Source organism: Catenulispora sp. EB89 (genome assembly GCF_041261445.1).
Taxonomy (GTDB): domain Bacteria; phylum Actinomycetota; class Actinomycetes; order Streptomycetales; family Catenulisporaceae; genus Catenulispora.
Genome location: NZ_JBGCCU010000039.1, coordinates 57,323 through 73,170, shown reverse-complemented (window position 1 = coordinate 73,170; position 15,848 = coordinate 57,323). Strand labels below are relative to the sequence as shown.

Genomic DNA, 15,848 nt, shown 5'->3' with positions numbered 1-15,848 from the left:
TGGTCAGAGCACGTTTGGGGCATTTGGGATCACGATCCGGTCACGACCCGGAAAGATCTGCGGGCACCCTTGTTGAACGGCCGTGAAAAGTTCACAATCGGCAACGGCGACTTGGCGCCCGGGGCCGGAACCGGGCGTTCGCGGTCGCATTCCGCCTCGCGACGCGAGGGCTTCACGATCGGCACCACCGGCGGCGGGTCCCCCACCCCCATCAGCAGGCCCGCCGCACGCCCGGGTTCATCCCTCGTCCCGGGCGGGCCGCCGTCTCCCGAGGTTCGGGAGGCGGCGGCGTTAACGCTCGATGTTCAGTGCTCGTACTCAGTCGAGCGCTGCTGCCGCTTCGCGCAGCTCTGCGAGGGCTTGCCGCGTGTAGTCGACCAGGCTGCGGCGGTCGGCTGGAGCGGACGGATCCGTCGAAGCGACCCAGCGCGCGAAGGCCTCGTCGAAGGCCAGCATCCCCACCTCCGCCGCCAGCGCCGCGATCTGGTCGGCGACGCCGCGCTTGCGCAGGCCGTCGGTGATGGCTGCGGTGAGGATGGCGTGCTTGAACGCCGAGCGTTCCTGGATCTCCGTGTTGCCGGCGATCAGCACCAACAGCTTCGCGCCGAGTTCGCGGCGGTCCTCGTGGAACGAGCCTGCCAGTGCGTCGAGGGCGGACCCGACCGCGGTCAGGGGTGTGGCGTCCGGTGGGGCGGCGGCGAGGGCTTCGGCGAGTAGGCGGGCGTGGAGCTCCTGGCCGGCGAACAGGACCTCGCGCTTGTCCGGGAAGTGGCGGAAGAAGGTGGTCTTCGTCAGGCCGCCGGCCCGCTCGGCGATCTGGGTGACGGTGGTCGCGTCGTAGCCCTGCTCCGTGAACAGGTCGACGGCGGCGCGGACCAGGCGTTCGCGTGCGTTCGGTTCCCATCGGGCCATGGGGACAGCCTAGTTGATGTGACTTGGTCACATCACTGCGCTACAGTCGTAGTGACGTTACCGAGTCACATCACTTTCCCCCGGGAGTCCCCATGCGCATCTTCGTCACCGGCGCCAGCGGCTACATCGGCTCCGCCGTCGTCCCCGAACTTCTGCAGGCCGGACACCAGGTCACGGGCCTGGCGCGGTCCGACGCCTCGGCCGCCGCGGTCGCCGCGATGGGCGCCGAGGTCCGGCGCGGCGACATGACCGACCTGGACCTGCTCCAGGCCGCGGCCACCGAGGCCGACGCCGTCGTCCACCTGGCCTTCGACCACGCCACCATCGCGGCCGGCCGCTTCCCCGACGCCGCCGCCACCGACCTGAGCGTCATCCGCGCCTTCGGCGACGCGCTGGTCGGCACCGGCAAGATCCTCGTCGGCATCGGCATCCGCCGCACCGGCGACGCGCAGCGCGACGCCGCCTTCGCGGCGAACCCGCGCTCGATCGTCACCACAGCGCTGGAGGAGTACACCGAGCGCGGCGTACACACCATCTTCATGGCCATCCCGTCGGCCACTCACAGCTCCCGCGACAAGCACGGGTTCATCCCGCAGATGATCCGCATCGCTCGGGAACGCGGCGTCTCGGGGTATGTCGGCGACGGTGCGAACCGCTGGCCGGCCGGTCACCTGCTGGACGTCGCGCGCCTCTACCGGCTGGCCCTGGACAAAGCCCCGGCCGGGACGCAGCTGTTCGCCGCGGCCGAGGAGGGGATCGCGGTGCGGGATGTCGCGGAGGCTATCGCGCGGCACCTTGATGTGCCGGCGGTCAGCGTGCCCGCAGAGCGGGTCGCGGAGCACTTCGCCGGGTTCCCGTTCGCCGCCATGGACATCACGATGCCGAACGCCGCGACGCGCGAGCTGCTGGGGTGGGAGCCGCAGGAGCCGGGGCTGATCGCGGACATCGATGCGGGGCACTACTTCGCGGGTGCGGAGTAGGCGGAGGGTTAGCCGGACGTACTACTTGGTTTGATGGAATTCGATGGGAAAGGAGGGCCGTTCCTTCGGCCCTCCTGCGTGCTCCTTCGTCAGCTGGGCTCGCCGTTGAGGTAGCAGTCGGGGACCCAGCCGGTCTGCCTGCTCACCGCGTCGATGCCGTGGTACCAGTACGTCGTGGTCACGCCGTTGTCGCAGGTCGTCGACCGGCCGTTGGAGACGTAGTCGATGCTCTTGAAGACTTGCCCGGCCGTGCCGGTGGCGACCTGCGTGGTGGGGTCGTTCGGGTCGTTCCAGACGCCGACGTTCCCCTCGAAGTAGTTGGTGGTCTCATCGGCGCAGGCGCCCGGCTGATTGTTCAGGTTGTCGTAGAAGTAGCAGCTGCCCGAGGCGGCTGAAGCCTCCGAAGCCGCTGGAGCCGCCGGAGCCGCGGAGGCGGGAGCGGCGAGCGCGGCGACGCCGCCGAGGCTTGCGACGGCGACGAAGAGGCTGGCGGCGATCCTGGTACTCATCATGCAGCCAGTGTGTATGCGGGCACTTACAGATCGCTTTCACGCTTGGCCGGACGTCGGCGGAACAGTCGGGCGGGCCGGTATACGCTCCCGCACATGTCCAACCCCACAGTGTCCTTCTTCCCGGCCCACGACGGAGTCCGCCTCGCCTACCGCGAGCTCGGCGAGGGCAGACCCCTGCTGCTCCTGCACGGCGCACTCGGCGACAGCACACTGTGGCTCCGTGACGAGCGTGCCGCCACGATCGCGGCCCACGGGCACCACGTGATCCTGCCCGACTTCCGCGGCCACGGCAGCAGCGACAAGCCGCACGACGCCGCCGCCTACCCGAGCGACGTCCTCACCGACGACGCGCTCGCGCTGCTGGACCACCTCGGGTTGGCGGGAGCCGACTACGACCTCGGCGGGTACTCCCTCGGCGCGCGGATCGTGGTGCGGATGCTGGTCCGCGGCGCCACGCCGCGCCGGGCGGTGGTCGGCGGCCAGGGGCTCAGGCAGGTGGAGGGCTTCGGCGGCGGCGTGGCGCGGATGCTGCGGCGGATCGTCTCGGCGACGGAGCCGTTCGAGCCGGGCTCGGCGGACGAGCGCACTGCGCAGTGGCTGGAGAGCGGGGGCATGGACACCGTCGCGCTGCTGCACGCGCTGGATTCGCTCGCGGCGACGCCGGCGGCGGAGCTCGGGCGTGTGCAGGTGCCCACGCTTGTGGTGATGGGGAGTGAGGACGAGCGGGCTGAGTCGGTGGACGAGTTGGTCGTGGCGCTACCGCGGGCGACGAAGGTGATGGTGCCTGGGGATCATGGGCGGGCGGTGGCGGAGCCTGCGTTTCTTGCGGCTTTGCTGGATTTCCTCGACGTCGGCGACAGCGACGGCGACGGCGACGGCAGCGAGCGCGAACGCTGATCAGCCGGACAACTCCCCCTCAGCCGACCCGCCGACAGTTCGCCACGATGGCGTCGTGGACGTACTGCGACAGCCCCGGCACCATGTCGTCGTAGTTCCGTCCGCTGCGCCGGTTCGCGCGGTAGTGCTCGGCCAGCTCCCGGTGCGTCTCGTAGTCGCAGTCGTGGAACCACCGATCCGTGTGCAGCCGAAGCCGCTCGGCCAGCTCCGTCGCCGCCGGATCCGCGGCCGGAACGCCTCGCGCCATGGCGTCGGCCAACCCCTGGTTGATCGCCGCCAGCTCGGCGCGCAGCCGCAGCCAGTCCTGCTCCCCGTAGCGCGCGGTGCGCTGCCGACGCTGCACGAACTCCGGCGTGCCGCCCCACTCCCGCTCGGCGTCGGCGGCGTGGTCCAGCAGCCGCTCGACGAACTGCCCCTCCCCGAACACCTCCCGCCGCTCCCCCGGCGTCAACGCGATGCCGACGGCACGCGCCGCCAGCTCCTTGTCGATCACCGTGAGCATGCCGCGATACCGGACGATCCGCTGCTCGATCAGCTCGCGCTGCCGCCGCAGGTGGTCCTCGTCGGTGGCATCCGGGGCGGCGAAGATCTCCGCGATGTCGCCGAGCTCCAAGCCCAGCTCCCGGTAGAACGCGACGCGCTGGAGCACCGCCAGATCGGCGTCGGTGTAGAGGCGGTAGCCGGCGGCGCTGCGGGTGCTGGGGCGGGCGAGGCCGATCTGGTCGTAGTAGTGCAGGGTGCGGACCGACATGCCGGTCAGGTCGGCTGCGACGCCTACTGTGTACTCGCCGGTGCGCTCGTCGATGCCCTCGTCGATGTGCTTGCCGTTCATGCCGCCTACTGTGCGCCCTGACGTGGCGTGAGGGTCAAAAAGGCGCCGGCCCGGAAAGAATCCGGGCGGGCGCCAGTACTCCTACCCTGCTGCCGTTCAGACGTTGTGCTTGTAGAGCAGCGCGAGCCCCACGATGCACGAGATCCAGATCACCGACAGGACGACGCTGATCCGGTCCAGGTTGCGCTCCACCACCGAGGAGCCCTGCAGGCCGCCGGACACGCCGCCGCCGAACATGTCGGACAGGCCACCGCCCTTACCTTTGTGCAGGAGCACCGACATGATGAGGAGCAGGCTGGTCGCAGTCAGGATACCCGAGACGATCCACTGGTAAAGAGTCACTTCGGCGGTCCACTCGCTCTTCCGATAAGGACAGGGACGGGATGCCAGGGCACCCCGCCCCCTACATTACGCAATGGAAGCGGCGCTCAGCCAGCGGCAACTGCGGAATCGCGGAAACGCACGATGCGGGTGAAGTCCGCGGCGTCCAGTGACGCCCCGCCGACCAGTGCGCCGTCGATGTCCGCCTGGGCCATCAGCTCGGCGGCGTTGGCGCCCTTCACCGAGCCGCCGTACAGGATGCGGGTGTTGGCCGCCACGCTCTCGTCGAACAGGACGGCCAGCTCCGCGCGGATCGCGGCGCAGACCTCCTGGGCGTCCTCGGGGGTCGCGACCTCGCCGGTGCCGATCGCCCAGACCGGCTCGTAGGCGATGACCGAGGCCTGGACCTGCTCGGCGGTCAGGCCGGCCAGGGAGCCGCGGGTCTGCTCGACGCAGTGCGCCACGTGCGCGCCTTCCTTGCGGACGTCCAGGTGCTCGCCGACGCAGATGATCGGGGTGATCCCGTGCTTGCGCGCCATCACGGCCTTGGCCGCGACCAGCGCGTCGGTCTCGCCGTGGTACTGGCGGCGCTCGGAGTGGCCGACCACCACGTAGTGGCAGTCCAGCTTGGCCAGCATCGGCGCGGAGATGTCGCCGGTGTAGGCGCCCGAGGGGTGCTCGGAGACGTCCTGCGCGCCGTACTGGATCCGCAGCTTGTCGCCCTGGACCAGGGTCTGGACGGAGCGGATGTCGGTGAACGGCACCAGGACCGCGACGTCGACCGCGTCGAAGTCCTTGTCGTTCAGCGAGAACGCCAGCTCCTGGACGTGCTTCATCGCCTCCAGGTGGTTGAGGTTCATCTTCCAGTTGCCGGCCATAAGCGGCTTACGCTCAGCCATGGAGACCTACTTCCCTTCCTCGAGCACGGCCAGGCCCGGGAGGGTCTTGCCCTCCAGGTACTCCAGGCTCGCGCCGCCGCCGGTGGAGATGTGGCCGAACGCGGCCTCGTCGAAGCCCAGCTGCCGCACCGCGGCCGCCGAGTCGCCGCCGCCGACCACGGTGAACGCCTCGGAGTCGATCAGGCCCTGCGCGACGGCGCGGGTGCCGCCGGCGTACGGCTCCATCTCGAACACGCCCATCGGGCCGTTCCAGAAGATGGTCTTGGCCGAGGAGAGCTTGTTCGCGAACAGCTTGCCGGACTCCGGGCCGATGTCCAGGCCCAGCCGGTCGGCCGGGATCTCCGAGGCCGAGACCACCTCGTGCTCGGCGGTGGCGGAGAACTCGGTGGCCGCGATGATGTCGATCGGGAGCACGAACTCCACGCCGCGCTCGGCCGCGCGCTGGAGGTAGCCGCGCACGGTCGGGATCTGGTCCTCCTCCAGCAGCGAGCGGCCGACCTCGTAGCCCTGCGCCTTCAGGAAGGTGAAGACCATGCCGCCGCCGACCAGGATCCGGTCGGCCTTCTCCAGCAGGTTCTCGATGACCGCGAGCTTGTCGGAGACCTTCGAGCCGCCCAGGACCACCGCGTAGGGGCGCGCGACGTTCTCGGTGAGCTTCTTCAGGACCGCGACCTCGGTCTGGATCAGCAGGCCGGCGGCGGAGGGCAGGAGCTTGGCGATGTCGTAGACCGAGGCGTGCTTGCGGTGCACGGCGCCGAAGCCGTCGGAGACGAACACGTCGGCCAGGGCCGCGAGCTGCGCGGCGAACGCGCCGCGGGCGGCGTCGTCCTTGGCGGTCTCGCCGGCGTTGAAGCGGACGTTCTCCAGCAGCACCACCGAGCGCTCGGTCATCGCGGCGACCGCGGCCTGCGCGGACTCCCCGACGGTGTCGGAGGCGAAGGTGACCGGGACGTCCAGCAGCTCGCCGAGCCGCTTGGCCACCGGGGCCAGGCTGTACTTCGGGTCCGGCTCGCCCTTGGGGCGGCCCAGGTGCGCCGTGATGATCACCCGGGCGCCCTTGTCCAGCAGCGCGTTGATGGTCGGGACCGAGGCCCGGATGCGGCCGTCGTCGGTGATGCGGTCCCCGTCCAGCGGGACGTTCAGGTCCGAGCGCAGCAGGACCTTCTTGCCGGCGACGTCGAGGTCGTCGAGGGTCTTCATAAGTCCTTCTTCTCTGTCAACGAGAAACCCGCACGAACCCGGAACGGGGCTCGTGCGGGCACGGAATCTGTATCAGTGATCGGGCTACAGCGATCGGCTACAGCGAGGCGCCGACGTACGCGACGAGGTCGACGAGGCGGTTGGAGTAGCCCCACTCGTTGTCGTACCAGCCGACGACCTTGACCTGGTTGCCGTTGGCCATCGTCAGCTTGCTGTCGAAGATGCAGCTGTGCGGGTCGGTGACGATGTCGCGGGAGACGATCTCGTCCTCGGTGTACTTCAGGAAGCCCTTGAGCGCACCGGTCTCGGCGGCCTTCTTGAACGCCGCGTTGATCTCTTCCTTGGTGGTCTCCCGGCCCAGGTCCACGGTCAGGTCGGTGACCGAGCCGGTGGGGACCGGCACGCGCATCGCGAAGCCGTCGAGCTTGCCCTTGACCTCCGGGATGACCAGGCCGATGGCCTTGGCCGCGCCGGTGGAGGTGGGGATGATCGACTGCGGGGCGCTGCGGGCGCGGCGCAGGTCGATGGTGCCCTTGCGGGTCAGCGCGATCTGGTCGAGCAGCTGCTGCTCGGTGGTGTACGCGTGCACCGTGGTCATGTAGCCGCGCTCGATGCCGAACTCGTCGAGCAGCACCTTCACCAGCGGGGCCAGGCAGTTGGTGGTGCAGGACGCGTTGGAGATGATCGCGTGGTTCGCCGCGTCGTACTTGTCCTGGTTGACGCCCATCACGATGGTGATGTCGTCGTTCGTGGCGGGCGCCGAGATGATGACCTTCTTGGCACCGGCCTCGATGTGCTTGCGCGCGTCGTCGCCGTTGGTGAACAGGCCCGTGGACTCCACGACCACGTCCACGCCGAGCTCCTTCCACGGCAGCGCCGCGGGGTCGCGCTCGGAGAGCACCTTGATGGCGCGGCCGTTGACGACCAGCTCGCCCTCATTGGCCTCGATGGTGCCGTCGAAGCGGCCCAGGATCGAGTCGTACTTCAGGAAGTGCGCCAGGATCGGGGCGGCAGCGAGGTCGTTGATCCCCACGACCTCGACGTCAGCACCGGAGGCGACGATCGCGTGGAAGAAGTTGCGGCCGATGCGGCCGAATCCGTTGATGCCTACCCGGACGGTCACTGTCGCAGGGCTCCCTTCAGGTTGCCGGGCGCTCTTGTGCACACCCGGTCGAGAGTCGACGCATAACGTGGCGATTCACCGAATCATTCGATTCGGACCGCGCACGGTCACGAGCCTATCGCGAACCCGGGGAAGACAACGCACCCGGCCCGACCTGCGAGACGATGGCAGAATCCGTACTCGCCGGTAGGTCGTCGGACGTCTGACCGACGAATTCCGCCGAACCCGCGCCAGCCTGCGCGGGGACGCTCAGCCGGGCGCCGAGTGAGTCGTCCCTGTAAGAAACGGACGGCGGTCCGTATGACCCCGCGGACGCCGGGACGTCGGTACCGTCCACACCGAGCTCGAACGCCCGGCGGTCGGCCATCGCCAGCAGCCGGCGGATCCGGCCGGCGATCGCGTCCTTGGTCAGCGGCGGGTCGGCCAGCGTGCCCAGCTCCTCCAGCGAGGCCTGCTTGTGGTCCAGGCGCAGCCGGCCGGCGGCGGCCAGGTGGTCCGGGGCGTCCTCGCCCAGGATCTCCAGGGCCCGCGAGACCCGGGCCCCGGCGGCGACCGCGGCGCGGGCGCTGCGGCGCAGGTTGGCGTCGTCGAAGTTGGCCAGCCGGTTGGCGGTGGCGCGCACCTCGCGCCGCATCCGCCGCTCCTCCCAGGCCAGCACCGCCTCGTGCGCGCCGAGCCGGGTGAGCAGCGCGCTGATCGCGTCGCCGTCGCGCAGCACCACGCGGTCGCTGCCGCGCACCTCGCGGTGCTTGGCGCCGGGGATGCCGAGCCGGCGCGCGGCCCCGGCCAGCGCGATCGCCGACTCCATGTTCGGACAGTTGATCTCCAGGGCCGAGCTGCGGCCGGGCTCGGTGAGGCTGCCGTGCGCCAGGAACGCGCCGCGCCAGACCGCCTCGCAGTCGCACAGCGGGCCGTTGACCAGGTACGGCGGTAAGCCGAAGGCGGGGCGGCCCTGGCCGTCGACCATGCCGATCTGCCGGGCCATCGCCTCCCCGCCGGCGGTCACCCGCAGCTGGTAGCGGTGGCCCCGGCGCAGGCCGCCGGGCGACTGGATGACCAGCTCGGCGCGGTGCGAGTAGACCTCCCAGATGTCCTTGCGCAGGCGCCGGGCCGCGGCCCCGGTGTCGAGCTCGGCCTCGATCGCGATCCGCCCCGACACGATGTGCAGGGAGCCTCCGTACCGGAACACCGAGGCCACCTCGGCCTTGCGGCAGCAGGGCTTGGTCACCGCCAGGCGGCTCAGCTCGTCCTTGACCGCCGCCGTCATCGCCATCGCGCCGCTACCCCTTTTTCGCCTGTCATCGCAGCTCAGAGTGCCGAGCCGGAACCGTTCCCGTCAGCGGTCCACCCTAACCAACGCGAACCGGCGCCGTGTGCTTCCACCCGCGCATTCACGAGGTTGGATGACGCTCGTTCGGCCTAGTGCGACCGATCAGAGCCTGCTGGCGATCATGGCGGCCACCGCACTCTGCCCCGCCGGATTGGGATGCACCGGCGCGGCGGGCTGCGCCGGGATCACCGGCTCGACCCAGCGGGTCCACGGCCACTGGCAGGCGTCACGGCCGGTGACGCCGTTGGGATTGACACTGAGCGCTCCGTTCGCGGCGGCTTCGGTGGACAGCATGTCGTTCAGCTTCTGCTCGATCCCGTGCAGCCACGGTACGTCCCCGATCGCCACCGGCATACTCGGCCAGCATCCGCCGGTCGCCGGCAGCACCGGAAGGTAGCCGACCACGACGACGGTGGCGTGCGGCGCGCGCTGGTGGATGCCCTGGATCACGGCGTCGATGGTCGGTGCCAGCGCGTCGATCCGGGCCGCGAGCTGGTCGGTGCCGTTGACGGTGAAGTGCTGCTGGCAGGGGTTGCCGAAGACGTTCAGCGACAGCTCGCCGCAGGTGGTCACGATGTCGCCGAAGCCGATGTCGTTGCCGCCGATCCCGACGGTCACCAGGTCGGTGTCCGGGGTCAGCGAGTCGAACTGCGCGGGGTTGGTGCCGCCGATGACCGACTGCGGGCCGGTCATGTCCGCGGTCACCGCGCCTCCGCAGGAGGCGTCGACGAGGTCGACGTGCAGCCGGGCCGCCAGGTCGTGCGGGAAGTTGACGCTGCTGCGGAAGCAGCCCAGCGGACCGCCGGCCGGCTGGAGCAGGTCGCCGACCGCCGTGTAGGAGTCACCGAGGGCCACGTATTTGTGGAAGCCGGCGGCGGTGGCCTGCGCCGGGGCGGTGACCACGGCGAGGCTCGCGGCGGCGAGGGCGAGGGCGGCGGAGAAGACGGTCTTGCGGCGGTTCGGCGTGCGCAGCATGGAAGACCCCTTAGGCGATCGGGAACACCTTTGTTACCGACCAGTCAGTATGCTGCGGCGCCGAGGCCGCGACAATCACCCTGACGGGTGATCAGATTCTTGTGATCATACCCCTGAGCTCAGATCTCGATGATCGAATCCCTGATCGGCCCGCGCCGATCAGAGTCCGTGATCAGACCCTTGCGAACACCCCGCGGAACGCCCGCGCCAGCAGCGCGTGGTCGTGCCGCGGGCTCTTGTCCCCGGCCCGGTACGGCGCGGCCAGCGGAGCCAGCACGACCTGCGCCCCGAGCGCGGCGGCCGCCTTCTCCAGCGGACCGTGCACGCGCGGCGCGCCGCAGGACACCTCGTCGGCCAGGACCAGGTCCAGGCGCAGGCCCGGGCAGTGGTCGGCGAGGACCTCGATGTGCTGCTCGGCGGAGAAGCCGTCGGTCTCGCCGGGCTGCGGGGACAGGTTGAAGACCAGCAGCTTGCGCGCCTTGGTCTCGGCCAGGGCCGCGCACAGCTCGGGCACCAGCAGGTGCGGGATGACGCTGGTGAACCAGGAGCCGGGGCCCAGGACCGTCCAGTCGGCGGCCCGGATCGCGGCGGCGGCCTCGGGCGCGGCCGGCGGCTCCGGCGGGCTCAGGCGCACCGAGAGCACCCGGCCGGGCGTCACCGCGAGCTCGTGCTGGCCGCGGATGACGTCGGTCGCCCCCGGGTTGGCCGGGTCCACGCCGGCCACCAGGGCCTCGATCTCCAGCGGCACCGTCGACATCGGCAGCACCCGGCCGCGCGCGCCGAGCAGCCGTCCGACCCAGTCCAGGGCGCGGACCGGGTCGCCGAGGCGCTCCCACAGCGCGGCGATGAGCAGGTTGCCGACGGCGTGGCCGTGCAGGCCGCCCTCGGCCGGGCCGCCGAAGCGGTGCTGCAGGACGTCAGCCCAGGTGCGGCCCCACTCGTCGTCGCCGCACAGCGCGGCCAGCGCCATCCGCAGGTCGCCGGGCGGCAGGCCGCCGAGTTCGCGGCGGATCCGGCCGGAGGAGCCGCCGTTGTCGGCGACGGTGACGATCGCGGTGAGCGCGTCGGTGACGGTGCGCAGCGCGGCCAGGGTCGCGGACAGGCCGTGGCCGCCGCCGAGGGCGACGACGCGCGGCGCCGGACGGCCGTCGGCGGCGTTGTTGAAGGCCTTGAACTCGACGGTCGGGGCGTCCTCCAGCGGCGGCTCGACCCAGTTCGCGGCGGCCACCGCGGCGCCGATCATCGGCACGGCCGGCTGCGCGGGAGCGGTGGCCGCGAACGGGCCCTGCGGCGCGGCCAGGCCGCCGAGCTGGTCGCCGGCCGCCCCGGCCGGCGGAGCCGCGGGAGTCATCGGAGCCATGGGAGCCATGGGACCCCCGGGACCCATCGGCCCACCGGGGATCGGCGGGGCCGCATGAGCCGGCGATCCCGCCGGCTCGGGCCGGAACAGGTTCCCGGAGATGGTCGGAACCACCTCGTTCTGTATGACCCGCCTGGACGCCGCCCGATCAGCCGCCGTCACTCGCGACCCATGTCGCGGTGCACGACCACGGTGTCCACGCCCTCGGCCGACAGCCGCGCGGCGATCTGCTCGGACATCGCGACACTGCGGTGCTTGCCGCCGGTGCAGCCGATCGCCAGGGTCAGGTAGCGCTTGCCCTCGCGGCGGTATCCCTCGGTGACGATGTTCAGTACCTCCGCGTACCGGTCCAGGAACTCCTTGGCACCGTGCTGGGACAGCACGTACCCGCTCACCTCAGGGTCCTGACCCGTGCGCGGACGGAGTTCGGGCACCCAGTGCGGGTTTGGCAAGAACCGTACATCCGCGACGAGGTCGGCGTCGACGGGCAATCCGTACTTGAATCCGAAACTCATGACGGTGGCCCGCAGCGGCACGTCGTCGGTGTCGCCGAAGGCGGACTCGATGGCGGTCCGCAGCTCGTGCACGTTGCGCGCCGAGGTGTCGATCACCAGGTCGGCCTCGCCGCGCAGCTCGCGCAGCAGTTCCCGCTCGCGCTCGATGCCGTCGGTGACCCGGCCCTCGCCCTGCAGCGGATGCGGCCGGCGCACGCCCTCGTAGCGGCGCACCAGCACGTCGTCGTCGGACTCCAGGAACACGATGCGGTGGTTCAGCCCGGCCGAGTCCAGCTCGTCCAGGGTGCTGCGCAGCGTGTCGAAGAAGGCCCGGCCGCGCACGTCGACGACGAACGCCAGCCGGTCGGTGCTGCGCGACTCGCGCATCACCAGGTCCACCATCGGCGCGATCAGCGTCGGCGCCAGGTTGTCCACGACGTACCAGCCGAGGTCCTCGAAGACCTTGGCGGCGGTGGAGCGGCCGGCCCCGGACATGCCGGTGACGATCACCAGCTCCGGCGCGTGCGGGCCGTCCTGCGCGGCGTCGGGCTCGTCGGCGCCCTGAGCAGCCTGGGAGCCCTCAGGCTCGCCGGCCACCGGCTCCGACTCCCCGTGCGCGTCCTGCTCGCTCGGTCTGTTCTCCCTCACGCCCGTCACTCCTCGTCCGGCCCGATCCTGCTCTCTCCCCCCTCCAGGATCTCACCTGTGGCGGCGTTCACCGCACGACTTACCGGAAGCTCGGCCAAAGCACTGTGGATCTGGCGCGCCGTAGCGGGCCCGATACCAGGTACTTCGGCGATTTCTGCCACATCCGCCGCGCGCAGTTTGCGAAGAGTTCCGAAATGGGCCAACAGCGCTTTACGCCGTACTTCCCCCAACCCCGGCACGTCGTCCAGCGCGCTGGCGACCATCGACTTGGACCGCTTCTGGCGGTGGAAGGCGATGCCGAAGCGGTGCGCCTCGTCCCGGACCCGCTGGAGCAGGTAGAGGCCCTCGCTGCTGCGCGGGAGCAGGACCGGGTCGTCCTCGTCCGGCAGCCAGACCTCCTCCAGGCGCTTGGCCAGGCCGACCAGCGTGACGTCGCTGATCTCCAGGTCGGCCAGGGCCCGCGCGGCCGCCGCGACCTGCGGCTGGCCGCCGTCGACGACCACCAGCTGCGGCGGGTAGGCGAACTTCCGGCGCTCACCGGTCGTCTCGTCGATGAGCTTTTCTTCCTCTTGTTCCTTGAGGAAGGCCTTGAAGCGCCGGGTGATGACCTCGTGCATGTTGCGCACGTCGTCGTTGGTCGCGCCGCCGGTCTCCTCGGAGCCCCTGATCGTGAAGCGGCGGTACTCGCTCTTGCGCGGCAGACCGTCCTCGAAGACCACCATCGAGGCGACCACGTTGGTGCCCTGGAGGTGAGAGATGTCATAGCACTCGATGCGCAGCGGGGCCTGGTCCATGCCGATGGCGTCGGCCAGTTCCTGCAGGGCCACCGAGCGCGTGGTGAGGTCCGAGGCGCGGCGGGTCTTGTGCAGGGCCAGCGCCTGCTTGGCGTTCTGCGCGACGGTCTCCATCAGCGCGGCCTTGTCGCCGCGCCGGGGGACGCGCACCTCGACCTTGGAGCCGCGGCGCTCGCACAGCCACTCCGTTATGGCCTCCACGCTGCCCGGCAGCTCCGGGACCAGGATCTCCCGCGGCACGGTCTCCGTGTCGATCCCCTGCACGCCCTGCTCGGAGCCGTACAGCTGCTGCATGAAGTGCTCGACCAGGCCGGCGGTGTCGACGTCCTCGACCCGGTCCACGACCCAGCCGCGCTGGCCCCGGATGCGGCCGCCACGCACGTGGAACACCTGGACCGCGGCCTCCAGCGGGTCCTCGGCCAGCGCGATGACGTCGGCGTCGGTGCCGTCGCCGAAGACGACGGCGTTCTTCTCCAGAGTCTGCCGCAGGGCTTGGAGGTCGTCGCGAAGGCGAGCCGCCTTCTCGAACTCCAGGTCCTTCGCAGCCTCCTTCATCTCCTCTTCCAGACCCTTGATGTACCGGTCGGTGCGGCCGGCCATGAAGGTGACGAAGTCCTCGACGATCTCCCGGTGCTCCTCGGCGCTGACCCGGCCGACGCACGGCGCGGAGCACTTGCCGATGTAGCCGAGCAGGCACGGCCGGCCGGTCTGCGCGGCGCGCTTGAAGACGCCGGAGGAGCAGGTGCGGATCGGGAAGACGCGCAGGAGCGAGTCCAGCGTCTCCCGGATCGCCCAGGCGTGGGAGTAGGGCCCGAAGTAGCGGACGCCGGGGCGCTTGGGACCGCGCATGACCTGCGCGCGCGGGAACTCCTCGCCGACGGTGACGGCCAGGCTCGGGTAGGACTTGTCGTCGCGGTACTTGACGTTGAAGCGCGGGTCGAACTGCTTGATCCAGGTGTACTCCAGCTGGAGCGCCTCGACCTCGGTGGTGACGGTGGTCCACTCCACGCTCGCGGCCGTGGTCACCATGGTCTGGGTGCGGACGTGCAGGTTGGCCAGGTCCTGGAAGTAGCTCGTCAGCCGCGAGCGCAGGTTCTTGGCCTTGCCGACGTAGATCACCCGGCCGTGCGGGTCGCGGAACTTGTAGACGCCGGGCGAGGTCGGGATCTCGCCGGTCTTCGGGCGATAGGTTGCCGGGTCTGCCACAGGGAAAGCCTACGCGGCCGGGGGGACACGATCCGGTGGCCGGGGGTCGACCCCGGGCTGTCGCGCCGGTCCCCCGGCATCCTCCCGACGTCCCCCCGGCCCGCGTCGGGGTCAGGGGCAGACGGGCTCGGTGACGAACTGCGCGGTCCCCTCGCTCAGGACGCCGACGACGCAGCGCGCGCTCGGCGCCAGCGGCGCGACCGGCTGGGAGTAGGGCCAGGCGAAGGTGTTCTCGCTCTGCGGGCCGAGGGCGAAGGCGCCGTTGTCGTCGTCCCCGCCGCCCTTGACCGCGCCGGTCTTGTCGGCCCAGCGCCAGTGGAAGCGCAGGCTGTCCGCGCGCTGGCCGTCGACCTTGATGTAGCTGTCGCGCACCATGCTGATCGTGCGCTTGGCCGGGTCGCCGCAGACCTCGACGACGAGGAGGTTCTTGCCGGCGGCGACGCGGTGCAGGCCGAGGCCGAGGTAGGTGCCGTAGCCGTGGCACAGGGTGATGGCCATGGGGGCGTTGGTGGGGCCGGCGGCGGGGCCGCTGGCGGGGCCGGCGGCCGGTCCGGTGCCACTGGCCGACACCGGACCGGCGCCCAGCAATGCCGCTCCGACCAGCGTCATCCCGACGGCGAAGACCCTGCGGAACCTGCGGATGCTCACTGCGATGTTCTCCCTTGAATAGTGGTCGGCGAGCACGATCACTAGGGATATCGGTCGGGCGACGCGGGCGCTGAAGACAACCGCGGGTCGCCCGATCAGGGCCAATGACAGGATGTTTCTCCGATAGGCGCGGGCAGTCCCGAATCAGTTCGCGGAGCCGGTGACGTCCACGTTCGCGCCGTTCACCTTGGCCGTCATCGCCGCCAGCGGCGAGGCCGCGGGGCCGTTCAGCACGGAGCCGTCCTGGGCACTGAACACCGAGCCGTGGCAGGGGCAGACGATGCGGTTGTTCGTGACGCCGCCGACCGTGCAGCCCTGGTGCGTGCACACCGCCGTGAAGGCCTTGAAGACCCCGGCCTGCGGCTGCGTCACCACGACCTGGTTCGACTTGTCGATGTAGCCGCCGCCGACCGGCACCGAGGAGGACGGCACGACCACCGTGCCGTTCCCGCTGGACGCGCCGCCGGACGACGAGCTGGAGCACGCCGCGACCGCTCCGACCCCGGCCACCGGCACCACGACCAGGGCGGCGGCCTTCATGACGGACCGGCGGTCCGGCCCCGACTCCTCGACCTCAACATGATCAGACATGGGGAGTAGTCCATCATGCCCGTCTGTGAGAATTCTTTGAGGCCCGGACGTGTGGTGAACATGCACTGGATATACGGCGGGCCCGCGCCGATCAGCACGATCGGCACGGGCCCGTACCCCTACCCA

Annotated in this window: 15 protein-coding genes and 1 pseudogene; 2 read left to right on the top strand and 14 right to left on the bottom strand. The window is 70.7% G+C overall.

All coding sequences use genetic code 11. From position 1 onward, the window contains the following. Positions 1-318: 318 nt before the first annotated feature. Positions 319-912 carry a TetR/AcrR family transcriptional regulator gene (locus tag ABH920_RS46405; protein WP_370355763.1) on the bottom strand — a complete coding sequence of 198 codons (594 nt, stop codon included), beginning with the start codon at positions 910-912 and terminating at the stop codon, positions 319-321. 92 nt (positions 913-1,004) lie between these two features. Between ABH920_RS46405 and ABH920_RS46400 the strand changes: the two genes are divergently transcribed. Then, positions 1,005-1,892, top strand: a complete 888-nt coding sequence (locus tag ABH920_RS46400; protein ID WP_370355762.1) for an SDR family oxidoreductase — start codon at positions 1,005-1,007, stop codon at positions 1,890-1,892. A gap of 89 nt (positions 1,893-1,981) precedes the next feature. Here the strand turns inward: ABH920_RS46400 and ABH920_RS46395 are convergent, their stop codons facing one another. Then, on the bottom strand, positions 1,982-2,404 hold the full coding sequence (locus ABH920_RS46395) for a hypothetical protein (RefSeq protein WP_370355761.1): 423 nt from the start codon (positions 2,402-2,404) through the stop codon (positions 1,982-1,984). A 93-nt stretch (positions 2,405-2,497) separates the two neighbouring features. Here ABH920_RS46395 and ABH920_RS46390 point away from each other — a divergent pair, with 93 nt between their 5' ends. Next, complete coding sequence (locus ABH920_RS46390) at positions 2,498-3,301, top strand: alpha/beta fold hydrolase (protein WP_370355760.1); 804 nt, start codon at positions 2,498-2,500, stop codon at positions 3,299-3,301. A gap of 19 nt (positions 3,302-3,320) precedes the next feature. On the opposite strand, the gene ABH920_RS46385 is transcribed toward ABH920_RS46390, so the two are convergent. From ABH920_RS46385 to ABH920_RS46330, 12 genes and pseudogenes are all read right to left on the bottom strand, one after another. Continuing rightward, positions 3,321-4,133 (bottom strand): MerR family transcriptional regulator, encoded by an 813-nt coding sequence (locus ABH920_RS46385; protein ID WP_370355759.1) that lies wholly within the window; start codon positions 4,131-4,133, stop codon positions 3,321-3,323. A gap of 96 nt (positions 4,134-4,229) precedes the next feature. After that, on the bottom strand, positions 4,230-4,475 hold the full coding sequence (gene secG / locus ABH920_RS46380; protein WP_370355758.1) for a preprotein translocase subunit SecG: 246 nt from the start codon (positions 4,473-4,475) through the stop codon (positions 4,230-4,232). An 86-nt stretch (positions 4,476-4,561) separates the two neighbouring features. Beyond that, positions 4,562-5,353, bottom strand: a complete 792-nt coding sequence (tpiA, locus tag ABH920_RS46375) for a triose-phosphate isomerase (RefSeq protein ID WP_370355757.1) — start codon at positions 5,351-5,353, stop codon at positions 4,562-4,564. 6 nt (positions 5,354-5,359) lie between these two features. Continuing rightward, positions 5,360-6,553: a phosphoglycerate kinase gene (gene pgk, locus ABH920_RS46370; RefSeq protein ID WP_370355756.1), complete on the bottom strand. Its 1,194-nt coding sequence runs from the start codon at positions 6,551-6,553 to the stop codon at positions 5,360-5,362. A gap of 97 nt (positions 6,554-6,650) precedes the next feature. Next, positions 6,651-7,676 carry a type I glyceraldehyde-3-phosphate dehydrogenase gene (gap, locus tag ABH920_RS46365; RefSeq protein WP_370355755.1) on the bottom strand — a complete coding sequence of 342 codons (1,026 nt, stop codon included), beginning with the start codon at positions 7,674-7,676 and terminating at the stop codon, positions 6,651-6,653. Positions 7,677-7,998: 322 nt separating this feature from the next. Continuing rightward, positions 7,999-8,949: pseudogene (gene whiA, locus ABH920_RS46360) on the bottom strand (DNA-binding protein WhiA); the annotation flags it as partial. 159 nt (positions 8,950-9,108) lie between these two features. After that, a complete protein-coding gene (locus tag ABH920_RS46355; RefSeq protein WP_370355754.1) occupies positions 9,109-9,981 on the bottom strand; it encodes an SGNH/GDSL hydrolase family protein in 873 nt (290 codons plus the stop codon). 172 nt (positions 9,982-10,153) lie between these two features. Next, positions 10,154-11,341 carry a uridine diphosphate-N-acetylglucosamine-binding protein YvcK gene (yvcK, locus tag ABH920_RS46350; RefSeq protein WP_370355753.1) on the bottom strand — a complete coding sequence of 396 codons (1,188 nt, stop codon included), beginning with the start codon at positions 11,339-11,341 and terminating at the stop codon, positions 10,154-10,156. A 158-nt stretch (positions 11,342-11,499) separates the two neighbouring features. Next, on the bottom strand, positions 11,500-12,483 hold the full coding sequence (gene rapZ / locus ABH920_RS46345; RefSeq protein WP_370355752.1) for an RNase adapter RapZ: 984 nt from the start codon (positions 12,481-12,483) through the stop codon (positions 11,500-11,502). A 5-nt stretch (positions 12,484-12,488) separates the two neighbouring features. Beyond that, entirely contained in the window at positions 12,489-14,483 is a 1,995-nt protein-coding gene (uvrC, locus tag ABH920_RS46340; RefSeq protein ID WP_370355751.1) for an excinuclease ABC subunit UvrC, read from the bottom strand. A gap of 111 nt (positions 14,484-14,594) precedes the next feature. Then, on the bottom strand, positions 14,595-15,131 hold the full coding sequence (locus ABH920_RS46335; protein ID WP_370355750.1) for a hypothetical protein: 537 nt from the start codon (positions 15,129-15,131) through the stop codon (positions 14,595-14,597). A 144-nt stretch (positions 15,132-15,275) separates the two neighbouring features. Beyond that, positions 15,276-15,722, bottom strand: coding sequence for a Rieske (2Fe-2S) protein (locus tag ABH920_RS46330; protein ID WP_370355749.1), 447 nt, complete (start codon positions 15,720-15,722; stop codon positions 15,276-15,278). Positions 15,723-15,848: the final 126 nt, after the last annotated feature.

Coding starts and splice junctions, on each gene's coding strand:
- ABH920_RS46405 (WP_370355763.1), bottom strand. CDS start 912: ATGGCCCGATGGGAACCGAACGCACGCGAACGCCTGGTCCGCGCCGCC.
- ABH920_RS46400 (WP_370355762.1), top strand. CDS start 1,005: ATGCGCATCTTCGTCACCGGCGCCAGCGGCTACATCGGCTCCGCCGTC.
- ABH920_RS46395 (WP_370355761.1), bottom strand. CDS start 2,404: ATGATGAGTACCAGGATCGCCGCCAGCCTCTTCGTCGCCGTCGCAAGC.
- ABH920_RS46390 (WP_370355760.1), top strand. CDS start 2,498: ATGTCCAACCCCACAGTGTCCTTCTTCCCGGCCCACGACGGAGTCCGC.
- ABH920_RS46385 (WP_370355759.1), bottom strand. CDS start 4,133: ATGAACGGCAAGCACATCGACGAGGGCATCGACGAGCGCACCGGCGAG.
- tpiA (WP_370355757.1), bottom strand. CDS start 5,353: ATGGCTGAGCGTAAGCCGCTTATGGCCGGCAACTGGAAGATGAACCTC.
- pgk (WP_370355756.1), bottom strand. CDS start 6,553: ATGAAGACCCTCGACGACCTCGACGTCGCCGGCAAGAAGGTCCTGCTG.
- ABH920_RS46355 (WP_370355754.1), bottom strand. CDS start 9,981: ATGCTGCGCACGCCGAACCGCCGCAAGACCGTCTTCTCCGCCGCCCTC.
- yvcK (WP_370355753.1), bottom strand. CDS start 11,341: ATGGCTCCGATGACTCCCGCGGCTCCGCCGGCCGGGGCGGCCGGCGAC.
- ABH920_RS46330 (WP_370355749.1), bottom strand. CDS start 15,722: ATGTCTGATCATGTTGAGGTCGAGGAGTCGGGGCCGGACCGCCGGTCC.